The organism is Paraliobacillus sp. PM-2, assembly GCF_001368815.1.
Classification (GTDB): domain Bacteria; phylum Bacillota; class Bacilli; order Bacillales; family Amphibacillaceae; genus Paraliobacillus.
Genome location: NZ_CTEI01000001.1, coordinates 1,154,635 through 1,166,368, shown reverse-complemented (window position 1 = coordinate 1,166,368; position 11,734 = coordinate 1,154,635). Strand labels below are relative to the sequence as shown.

10 protein-coding genes and 1 other annotated feature are annotated in these 11,734 nt (G+C 33.3%); all 10 genes read left to right on the top strand.

All coding sequences use genetic code 11. The features are described from left to right. Positions 1 to 196: 196 nt before the first annotated feature. The 10 genes from BN1058_RS05570 to BN1058_RS05525 all read left to right on the top strand — a co-directional run bounded on the left by BN1058_RS05570 (position 197) and on the right by BN1058_RS05525 (position 11,520). Complete coding sequence (locus BN1058_RS05570) at positions 197 to 2,326, top strand: HD family phosphohydrolase (RefSeq protein WP_090854060.1); 2,130 nt, start codon at positions 197 to 199, stop codon at positions 2,324 to 2,326. Beyond that, complete coding sequence (ybeY, locus tag BN1058_RS05565) at positions 2,327 to 2,794, top strand: rRNA maturation RNase YbeY (RefSeq protein ID WP_090854057.1); 468 nt, start codon at positions 2,327 to 2,329, stop codon at positions 2,792 to 2,794. Beyond that, complete coding sequence (locus BN1058_RS05560) at positions 2,769 to 3,146, top strand: diacylglycerol kinase family protein (RefSeq protein WP_090854054.1); 378 nt, start codon at positions 2,769 to 2,771, stop codon at positions 3,144 to 3,146. Before ybeY ends, BN1058_RS05560 begins: the two co-directional genes overlap by 26 nt. A 137-nt stretch (positions 3,147 to 3,283) precedes the next feature. After that, a complete protein-coding gene (gene era / locus BN1058_RS05555; protein WP_090854051.1) occupies positions 3,284 to 4,186 on the top strand; it encodes a GTPase Era in 903 nt (300 codons plus the stop codon). Positions 4,187 to 4,311: 125 nt separating this feature from the next. Beyond that, on the top strand, positions 4,312 to 4,455 hold the full coding sequence (locus BN1058_RS05550; protein WP_090854047.1) for a YqzL family protein: 144 nt from the start codon (positions 4,312 to 4,314) through the stop codon (positions 4,453 to 4,455). 46 nt (positions 4,456 to 4,501) lie between these two features. Further along, on the top strand, positions 4,502 to 5,266 hold the full coding sequence (recO, locus tag BN1058_RS05545; protein ID WP_090854044.1) for a DNA repair protein RecO: 765 nt from the start codon (positions 4,502 to 4,504) through the stop codon (positions 5,264 to 5,266). 254 nt (positions 5,267 to 5,520) lie between these two features. Then, complete coding sequence (locus BN1058_RS05540) at positions 5,521 to 7,182, top strand: DUF4091 domain-containing protein (protein WP_176694449.1); 1,662 nt, start codon at positions 5,521 to 5,523, stop codon at positions 7,180 to 7,182. A gap of 208 nt (positions 7,183 to 7,390) precedes the next feature. Then, positions 7,391 to 7,567, top strand: a binding site (T-box leader). 157 nt (positions 7,568 to 7,724) lie between these two features. After that, positions 7,725 to 8,618, top strand: coding sequence for a glycine--tRNA ligase subunit alpha (gene glyQ, locus BN1058_RS05535; protein WP_090854041.1), 894 nt, complete (start codon positions 7,725 to 7,727; stop codon positions 8,616 to 8,618). Next, the gene (glyS, locus tag BN1058_RS05530) at positions 8,605 to 10,698 is read left to right on the top strand and encodes a glycine--tRNA ligase subunit beta (RefSeq protein WP_090854038.1); all 2,094 of its coding nucleotides are present in this window, start codon (positions 8,605 to 8,607) and stop codon (positions 10,696 to 10,698) included. The genes glyQ and glyS overlap by 14 nt, the downstream gene beginning before the upstream one ends. Before the next feature lie 18 nt (positions 10,699 to 10,716). Further along, the gene (locus tag BN1058_RS05525) at positions 10,717 to 11,520 is read left to right on the top strand and encodes a pyruvate, water dikinase regulatory protein (protein WP_090854035.1); all 804 of its coding nucleotides are present in this window, start codon (positions 10,717 to 10,719) and stop codon (positions 11,518 to 11,520) included. Positions 11,521 to 11,734 lie beyond the last annotated feature (214 nt).

The window sequence follows — 11,734 nt, the reverse complement described above, 5'->3', positions numbered from 1 at the left end:
ATGGGTTATTTACATAGAACTTTAACATATTGTTTTGATATGTGGAAAGATTTAACTTAATATATACATCAACTTTAAATCAGTGTATGATAAAAGTGACATTAAGAAGAAAACAAAACATACTAAAATTTAGTCTTACAAGAAAGTTTCGGTAGCTATCTTGAATCAGTGTATTAGCTGGAAAAGGGGAATATCGATGAAAGATAAGTGGAATAAACTACTTCAATCTATTAGCCTATTAAATAAATCATTATTGATTATTTCATCAAGTCTTGTGATTGGCATCATTTTTTTTGTTTTTATGTTGTCAAATGTATTTACACAAACGTATGAGATTGAACGATTCAATAATGCAAAAGATACGATACGTTCACCAATTACGATAGAAGATACAAAAGAAACAGAACAAAGGCGAAGAGAAGCTATTCACTCAGTAAAAGATCGTTATTATATTTCAACAGAGACAACAGATGAACGAATCGGTTATATTGAAGAATTGTTTGATGCTATAGCAACAATTAAATCGAAGCCAACAAAAGAAGAAAAAAATGAAAAGACGTTACCTGATGAGGTTCAAGACATACAGCAAATACTTAGTTCTGAAATCGTTGCTGAAGTAGATGAAGAAACACTGACAATTTTATTAAAGGCAAGTGAAAATGATCGCACTGTTGCAAAAGAATTATTGACAACAACGCTCTATAATATTTTTAATGATGGTATAAGAACAGAAGATTTGAATCAGGCAATTGAGCGTTTTAATGATAGACTTCGGTTTTCTAGTTTGAATAAGGAAATAAAAACAGGCCTAGAACGCGTTGCTTCATTTGCTTTAATCGAAAATTCATTCTTCTCTGTTGATAAAACACAAGAAGCGAAAAGACAAGCAGTAAATAATGTGGAACCTGTAATGATTAGAGCTGGAGAAGTCATTGTTCAAGAAGGCCAAACGATAACAAATGAAATTTATGAAAAGTTAGAACTTGTAGGGTTACTTAACAATAATCGGAACTTTTATCCGGTAATCGGTTTGATCGTGCTTGTATTATTGATTATAAGCTTTATTTATCAAGAACTCGTTTACTTACACAACGATGTAAAGTTAAATTTTCGTTCGTTTATTGCAATTATAACTATTAGCTTGCTAATGGTAGCTATGATGAAATTTATAAGTTATTATACGACACCAACTAATCCTCTTTATTACCTGTTACCAGTACCTATTGGTGTCATGCTTTTAAAGTTATTATTCCGTGAACAGACAGCAATGAAATTTGCCTTTGTTTTCTCGATCATTGGTAGTGTGATTTTTAATGGGCAAATTCCAGGATCTCTAAATATAGAAGTTGCTTTTTATTTTTTAACTTCACAACTTGCCAGTATCGTTATGCTTCATTCAATAAGAGATCGATCTGCTATTTTAAAAGTAAGTATTGGCTTAGCTATAGTCAATGTAAGTATGGTCAGTCTATTTTTCTTTCTTTCTTATGAAAAATATGAGTGGTCAAACCTTCTTTTATATGGGGGGTATGGTTTAACGGCTGCTTTAATTGCCTGTGTATTAACGTTAGGTATATTGCCATTCTTAGAATCTGTTTTGGGTATTTTATCGGATTCTAAATTGTTAACATTAGCAAGTCCAAATCATCCGCTATTGCGTAAAATCTTAGTCGAAGCTCCAGGCACGTATCATCATAGTGTGATGGTTGCAAACCTTAGTGAAGCAGCTTGTGAAAAGATTGGAGCAAATGGATTATTAGCAAGAGTAGCATCTTACTATCATGATTTAGGAAAAACGAAATACCCACATTATTTTATAGAAAATCAAATTGGTATACAAAACCCACATAAATTTATCGAACCAATGCAAAGCGCAGCTATTATAATGTCACATCCCTATGATGGTGCTAATATGCTAACAACGTATAATATGCCGAAAGAAATTATTGATATTGCCAAACAACATCATGGTACGACATTACTTAAATACTTTTATTATCAAGCACAAGAAACGTATAAAGAAGTACAAGAAGCTGATTATCGCTATCCCGGTCCAAAACCGCAAACAAAAGAGGCGGCAGTAATTTCTATTTGTGATTCCATTGAAGCGGCAGTCCGATCGATTGATGCTCCATCTAAAGACAAAATTAATGAGATGATCGAAAATATAATTCATGTTAGACTAACAGATGGACAGCTAAATGAAAGTTCTTTGACATTCAATGAATTAGAAATGATAAAAGTTACGATTAGTGAAACATTAAATGGTATCTATCATTCAAGAATTCAATATCCGGATGATAAGAAGATCAAGGAGGAGTTATAATTGCATATCGATTTTCATGATCAAACTAACCAAGTGAATGAATCATACATTGATTTGATTCAACGGTTGATTAGCTACGCAGCCGACCAAGAAAATATTACCCAGGAAGCAGAAATATCAATAAATTTTGTTGACAATAACGAAATTCAAGTTATAAACCGGAACTATCGTCAAATTGATCGTCCCACTGATGTAATCTCTTTTGCACTTGAAGAGTCAGGTGAAGGTGAAATAAAGGTAATTGGAGAAGATTTACCAGTAGTTTTAGGTGACATTATTATCTCTATTGATAAGGCGAAAGAACAAGCAACGGAATATAACCATTCATTAGAAAGAGAACTGGGATTTTTAGCATTACATGGCTTTCTCCATTTAGTCGGTTATGACCATATGAACAAAGCTGATGAAGAAAAAATGTTTACTAGACAAGAGGATTTGTTAAATGGCTTCGGATTATCAAGGAAATAAAACGAACCATATTGGTTTAAGGTTTGCTTTAAAAGGTATTGCATACGCATTTTCTTCAGAATGGAATATGCGTATGCATGGTTTCGTTTTTTTAACCGTTATTGTGAGTAGTATCTTTTTTCAGCTTTCATCTATTGAATGGATTCTGGTTATTTTTGTGAGTGGTTTGGTAATGATTACTGAAATTTTTAATACCGTAATAGAGCATTTACTCGACTATTTAGCCCCTGAAAAACATCCAACAATTGGAAAAATAAAAGATATGGCTGCTGGAGCTGTTTTTATAGCTGCTTTACTAGCAATTGTAGTAGGTTGTATTATATTCTTACCCAAATTGACAAATATGTTTTAGGAATATTTAGTGTTTTTGCGAAAAACAAGAGATAATTCGCAGAATAAAAAAACCTATGAGAGCTTTTGTCGAATGTATGAAATCGGTTAAAAAATATAGTAAAATAATTGTAGGAACGAATTAATGGAGGAAACATCATGGAAAACTCATTTAAATCTGGATTTATCACCATTATTGGCCGACCAAATGTAGGGAAATCTACGTTCATAAACCGTGTGATCGGTCAAAAGATAGCAATCATGAGTGATAAAGCACAAACAACACGTAATACAATTCAAGGAGTTTTAACAGAAGAAGATGCCCAACTTATTTTTATCGATACCCCGGGTATTCATAAGCCTAAACATCGACTAGGTGACTTTATGGTTAAAGTCGCAGAAAATACATTGAATGAAGTCGATATTATTATGTTTATGATTAATGCGGAGGAAGGATTTGGGCGAGGGGATCAATATATTATTGATCGATTAAAAGATATCAAAAATCCAGTCTTTTTAATAATAAATAAAATTGATCAAATACACCCAGATAAATTAATTGAATTGATCAATCAGTACAAGGACAAGTATTTATTCGAAGAGATAGTTCCGATATCAGCCTTAGAAGGTAACAATGTGACTCATTTATTAGAAGTCTTAAAAAATCACTTGCCGCATGGACCGCAATATTACCCGGAAGATCAAGTAACGGATCATCCTGAGCGCTTCATAATGAGTGAGTTGATACGAGAAAAAGTACTGGAATTAACTCGTGAAGAAATTCCTCATTCAGTTGCTGTTGTTATTGAACATATTGAGAAAAAAAAGAATGAAAAAGTGTTAATTCAAGCATCGATCGTAGTAGAGAGAAAGTCACAAAAGGGAATTATTATTGGTAAACAGGGTTTAATGCTGAAACAAATAGGTACAAAGGCAAGAGCAGATATGGAAGCGTTATTAGGCACAAAAATATTCTTAGAACTTTGGGTGAAAGTGCAAAAGGATTGGCGCAATCGCTCTCAACATTTGCAAGCATATGGATTTAGTGAAGATGAGTATTGATACATGGTAAATTTTTTAACACATGCTTTATTGGGTTATGGAAATTCTATAAGTGAGTGAGAAATGATAGTAAGCTATATCATTATATAATTAATCATTTATAAAATGGAAAGGTGGGGTTTCTTGTGATCGACTTGTCATGGAGAATATTTAGTCAGACAGGAAACATTGAAACCTATTTACTAATGAAAGAAATAGAAGCAGTGTATGATGAGAGCGGTACAGCTCAATATGAAGAAGTGGTAAAAGAATATGGTAAAAGAATATAGTGCGTGTATGACCTGTTTGTAGTTAGGCAAGGGATGGGTGAAACGATTGTTAGAAAAAATAGAAGGGACGATTTTACGTACCCAAGATTATGGGGAAACACATAAAATTGTTACAATGTTTACAAAAGAAAAAGGGAAAATTGCTTGTATTGCCCGTGGCGCAAAGAAACCTAAAAGTCGAATGGCTGCTGTTACACAGCCGTTTATACACGGTATGTTTATGGTGCAGATTGGAAGTAATTTAGGAACAATGCAGCAAGGAGAAGTCATTCTCTCTTTTCGAAAAATAAGAGAAGATATTGTAAAGACAGCTTATGCGAGTTATTTAGCTGAATTAACAGAAAAAATACTTGATGCAAGAACGATTGACAGTTATTTATATCAGCAATTTTTCTTTTCTCTTCAAGCGATTGAAGCGAATAAAGATCCAGATATTATCATGATGATGTATGAATTAAAACTTTTTAACAGAGCGGGCTTCGCACCAATATTAAGTGAATGTGTACATTGTGGAAGACAAGAAAATGCGTACGCGTTTTCCATTCAAGAAGGTGGTTTTCTTTGTAGCCAATGTAAACATATGGATTTTGATGCAGTTTCTTTATCAGAAAAGATAACTAAATTGTTTCAAATTTTTCTGCAAGTAGATTTACAACAAGTTGGTGCGATATCTGTTCGAAATGAAAATAAGACAATTATGAAGCAATTAATTGAAGCATATTATGAGCAATACGGAAGTTTTTACTTGAAATCAAAAAAATTCTTAAAACAAATGCATTTGTTTTCAGATTGGTATGATAAAAAAAAATAGACTATACTTCTCGTTTTAAGGTACAGTGATTTAAACGACAAATGTTTTTGGTAACTCCTTCTATTGTATGCTCATACACCGTAGATCATTCCGGCTATTAGCTTGATAGTTAAATTCTTAAAAACTGAAAGTCGTTTTTGCACATCATTTCGATTATACTTATAAAAAGGCACCTCGTACGCAAAAAAATGAGGTGTTTTTAAATATATTAGATAGAATACCTGAAAAATGAAAGGTATCAGGAGGGGATTTTATTGGCAGAGGTCAACCGTATATTGGAAACAAAATGTATTAGCTCATTAGAAAAAGTATTCCCAGATGAAGAATTGACATCCACATCATTTAATAACGCATCCGCACTTATAAACGAAACCTATTCTTTTCAAGTTGCTTACCGAAATAATCAAAGCTTATCTAATCAAATTTCGATTGAAGTTGAATCAGAACTGCAAGATCTGATTGCTCTAAGATCTGTCGGTCTGGCCCCTTCCGAACTACCGTGCTACGCCGATCATGACGACAATATACTGCGGGCAACATCAGGGTTATATCCTGATCCGCTTTATTCTATTCAAGAAGATGGTTTAGTTGGATTGCCTAAACAATGGCGAGCTATTTGGGTAACAGTTAACTTAAATGATCAAGTTACTTCTGGCATTCACAACATAAGAATAGTTTTTAAAACAGAGGATGGTCAGCGACTTGGAGAGGAAGTCTTTAAATTAAATGTTATCCCTGTTTCTTTACCTGAACAAAAACTAATTCATACCGAGTGGTTTTACGCCGATTGTTTGGCATTAGAATATAATGTTGAAGTTTTTAGTGTCAAACATTGGGAGTTGATGGATAAATATATACATACTGCTGCTAAACATGGCATGAATATGATCTATACACCATTATTTACTCCCCCACTTGATACAGAGGTTGGTGGAGAACGTCTAACCGTTCAATTGATTGGTGTGGATAAAGTTGGCACACATTATGCATTTGATTTTTCAAAACTTAAAGATTGGATTGAAATGTGTAAAAAGCATGGCATAAAGTATTTCGAGTTTTCTCATTTCTTTACGCAATGGGGAGCAAAGCATGCTCCGAAGATTATCGCCAATGAGAATGATGTAGAAAGTAAAATTTTTGGTTGGGATACAGATGCAACAGGGGAGGAATATAGCCAATTTCTTTCGGAATTTCTTCCACAACTAGTGGCTTTTATAAAAGAGCAAGATCTAGAAGACTATGTTTATTTTCATGTATCAGATGAACCAACACTCGAACATTTGGAGTCATATCAAAAAGCGAGTGCTATTGTTCACAAGTACTTAGCAAACTTTCCAATTATGGATGCTTTATCAGACTATGAATTTTATGAAAAGGGTTACGTCAAACATCCTATTCCAGCAAATGATCACATTGAACCATTTATTGAAAATAATGTGAATGATTTATGGACGTATTATTGTTGTGTACAATATAAAGATGTTTCTAATCGTTTTTTCACTTTCCCCTCTTCACGAAATAGAGTGATTGGGCTACAGCTTTATAAATTTAACATTAAAGGTTTTCTTCATTGGGGCTATAATTTCTGGCTTACACAATACTCTAAAAAGGTAATCAATCCTTATGAGAACACAGATGCTGGTTATGCTTTTGCATCAGGTGATGCGTTTTTGGTTTATCCAGGAGAAGATGGGCCAATTGAATCGGTACGTCTAGAGGTGTTTTACGAAGCCTTACAGGATCTTCGTGCATTAGAATTATTGGAAAACAAAATTGGAAAAGAGCATGTAGTTGCCTTGTTAGAAAAGGAGATCGAACATCCAATTACTTTTAAACAATATCCAAGTGAATCCGAGTGGTTACTTGAAAAGCGTGAACAAATCAATTCACTCATTGCAAAAGAATTTGTAAAGTAACGTTTAAAAGGTCCCTTCGTATGGTTATCATAAATGTGAAATTAGTCATTTCATGCTTAAGAAGAGGGGCCTTAATGAATAACTAATTTATCTATTCAAGACTGCATTCGTCATACTATTATCATGGTAACTTTGTTTAAATTTATGGCTATCACATTTTCTTGACAAACAATACATTTTACCTTATGATCTAAAATATAAATGGACATGTATTGTGTAGATAGAAAGTAGTACCTTTATTTTTCTTTTTTAGAGAGTTCAGGTTGGGTGGAAGCTGAGCATAGAATTTAAAGGGAAGGCGTTCTGGAGCAATTGTTAAAAAGTGGTTATTCGATGTATGGATGAATAACAAATAGGGTGGAACCGCGGAAATCCCGTCCCTATACTTCAAGGATATTGAAGTATAGGGACGGGATTTTATTTTTAACTACTGGATTAGCTTGGTATTCTTACGGTTATAATTTAGAAAAAACGCAAACTTTATGAAGGCTGTTAGCAAGCTAACAAATTTAAAAAGATTATCAATAAATGGAGGTAAAAAAATGAATATTCAAGAAATGATTTTAACCTTGCAAAAACATTGGTCTGATCAAAATTGTATATTAATGCAAGCATATGATGTAGAAAAAGGGGCAGGGACCATGTCACCAATGACCCTTTTAAGAAGTTTAGGCCCAGAACCTTGGAATGTAGCGTATGTTGAACCATCTAGAAGGCCAGCAGACGGCCGTTATGGAGAAAACCCAAATCGTTTATATCAACACCATCAGTTTCAAGTCATAATGAAACCTTCTCCTGATAATATACAAGAATTATACCTTGAATCACTTAAAAAATTAGGAATCGATCCACTTATGCATGATATTCGTTTTGTAGAAGATAATTGGGAAAATCCAACTCTAGGTGCTGCAGGACTCGGTTGGGAAGTATGGCTAGATGGGATGGAAATTACGCAGTTTACCTATTTTCAACAAATTGGTGGCTTAGAAGCAAAACCAGTTTCTGTTGAAATAACCTATGGAATAGAAAGACTTGCTTCTTATATTCAAGACAAAGAAAATGTTTTTGACCTTGAATGGACCAATGGAGTTACGGTGAACGATATATTCTACCAACCCGAATTTGAACACTCTACTTATACATTTAAAGAGTCTGATACTGACATGCTTTTCGATTTATTTTCCACTTATGAAAAAGAAGCAAAACGAATTATGGAAAATGGACTTGTTTTTCCAGCGTATGATTATGTGTTGAAATGCTCCCATACATTCAATTTGCTTGATGCAAAAGGTGTCATTTCTGTTACAGAACGAACAGGATATATTGGTCGTGTTCGAAATCTTGCTAGAGAAATAGCAAAATTATATGTAGAAGAACGAGAACGATTAGGTTTTCCAATGTTAAAAGAGGAGGAGAATCAACATGTCAACAACTAATGTTTTATTTGAAATCGGCTTAGAAGAAATGCCAGCTCGTTTTTTAGCTGATACAGAGAAACAGTTACAACAAAAAACAACTGAATGGTTATCGTCAATTCGATTATCACATAAAAATATAAAAACATTTGTTACACCACGAAGATTAGCGGTTGTAATAGAAGGATTAGCAACAAAACAATTAGATCAAGAGGAAGAAGCTAAAGGGCCGGCTAAAAAGATAGCTTTAGATGAAGCTGGAAATTGGTCAAAAGCAGCAATTGGTTTTACAAAAGGGCAAGGTAAATCTGTAGATGATATTTATTTTAAAGAGATAAAAGGAACGGAATACGTTTTTGTTAATAAATATATTGAAGGATCTAATGCGGAAGATTTACTACCTGGTTTTAAGGATGTTATTTTACAGTTGAATTTCCCGAAAAATATGAGATGGGCTAATAAAAACCTGCGTTTTGTTCGTCCAATTAGATGGATTGTTGCATTAAATAATTCAAAGGTTATTCCATTTGAAATTGCTAGTGTAACAACTTCAAACACGACATATGGACATCGTTTCTTAGGAGAAGAAGTAACTATTTCTAATCCATTGGATTATCAAAAAGTCTTAATGAATCAATGTGTTATCGCTGATAGTAAAGATCGAAAACAACTTATTGTTGAACAAATAGAACAGCTTGAAACACAAAAGGGTTGGCATATTCCTAAGGATAATGAATTACTAGAAGAAGTAACACAATTAGTTGAGTACCCTACTGTATTTTTTGGCTCATTTAGTGAAACATACTTAACCATTCCAGATGAAGTGTTAATTACTTCTATGAAAGAACATCAACGTTATTTTCCTGTTATGAACAATAATAGTGAATTACTACCATATTTTATTGCAGTAAGAAATGGGGATGACCAACACATCGAGCTTGTTGCGAAAGGTAATGAAAAAGTACTAAAAGCTAGGTTATCGGATGCGATGTTCTTTTACGAGGAAGATCAAAAACAAAGTATTGAAAAAAATAATGAAAAGCTAGAACGGATGGTCTTTCAAGAAAAGCTAGGAACAATAGCTGATAAAGTAAAACGTGTTGTAACGCTTACTGATAAGCTAACTGAATTACTTGAAATAGACGATGTGACAAAACAACATGCGATTCGAGCTGCTCAAATTAGTAAATTTGATCTAGTTACAAATATGGTAAATGAATTTACTAAACTTCAAGGTATTATGGGCGAAAAATATGCGAAAATCTTTGGCGAAGATAATCGAGTTGCTAAGGCAATCAATGAACACTACATGCCACGGTCTGCTAATGATGCATTACCAACTACAATAGAGGGAGCAATCGTAAGTATAGCTGACAAATTAGATACAATTATAGGTTGTATTTACGTTGGATTAATCCCTAGTGGCTCACAGGATCCTTACGCATTAAGAAGACAAGCCATAGGTGTATTGCAAATTCTTCAAGAAAAAGACTGGGGAATTTCAGTTGAGGATTTGTTAAAAGCAACAAAGGAAATTTACCAAAAATCAGATGTTGCGCTTGAATCTGAACAAATAACTGATGAACAGATAGCTTCTTTCTTCTATGCACGTGCTTCATTTATCCTGAAAGAGGCGACAAATGAGCATGATATTATTCATGCAGTACTGGCAAATGGAATAGGAAATATCTCTTTTACTTATAAAAAAGCTGAATTATTAGCTGTGAAAAAACATGATCCTGATTTTAAAGATACACAAGAAGCACTAGTGCGTGTTCTTAATATTGCAAAAAAAGGGGAAAGCACCTCTGTTGATCCATCAATATTTGAAAACGAGCATGAACAGAAACTTTATGATATTTATCAATCAATTAAACCAACATTCTTAAAACAGCTTGATGCATATGAAGCCGAACAATCACTTCTTACATTAAGTGAATTAACACAATCGATTCATACATTCTTTGATCATACAATGGTAATGGCTGATAATGAAGAAATAAAACAAAATCGCATTTCTTTACTAAATGATATTGCAAGTTTAATTAATCGATATGCTGATCTAAGTATAATTGAATGGAAGCAACAAGTTAGTTCATAAGAAGTTGGAGGATAGTGAATGAAACCAATCATTTATTTAGTGTCTGATTCTGTAGGAGAGACCGCAGAACAAGTAATTAAGGCTGCTTTGTCACAATTTATTCATGGGATAGAGTATGAGATTATTCGTATTCCGTATGTGGAAGATGTGATGAAATTAGAAGCAGTGGTGGAGAAAGCCGCCAAAGCTAACGCGATTATAGGTTTTACCTTAGTTAATCCTATTTTACGACAATGCATGACACAAAAATCAATAGAATTAAATGTTGAATCTATTGATATTATAGGTCCGATGCTTGAGGGGATGGAAAGGTATTTTCAACAAAAACCAAAATTAAAACCAGGGCTTGTCCATCAATTAGATGAAGCTTATTTTAGGCGAGTAGAAGCAATAGAATTTGCGGTTCGATTTGATGATGGTCGAGATCCTAGAGGGATAGAACAAGCGGATATTATATTAGTGGGCGTATCTCGAACATCTAAAACACCATTATCACAATACCTGGCGTTAAAGAGCTTTAAAGTTGCGAACGTTCCAATTGTTCCTGAGGTAGACCCGCCAATGGAGTTATTTCAGGTCCCGCCTCATAAATGTGTTGGACTCAAAATAAGTTCTGAAAAGTTAAATGACATACGAAAAGAACGGTTGAAGTCATTAGGATTGAAAGAAGAAGCAAGCTATGCAACTTTTGAACGAATAAGTTTTGAGTTAGAATATTTTCAATCAGTTATTGATCGGATTGGTTGCCCGGTTATTGATGTCTCTAATAAAGCCGTAGAAGAGACAGCCAATATAATATTACAAATGCAAACGCCAATATAATTTTCTCACTACTATCTTCATGTTTCTAAGTTAAAAAAACGAACTATAACTTTTTATATTGATTTGTAGTTCGTTTTTAATGTTTTTTATTTTGTTTTTTTCAGGACTAGTTGTTAGAAAAGCCATCTAATTTATAAATTTTTTAATTAAAATTTATAGTATTTTTAGTATATTTGTATTATAATTAATATTTGTGAAAAAAATGTTTCATAAA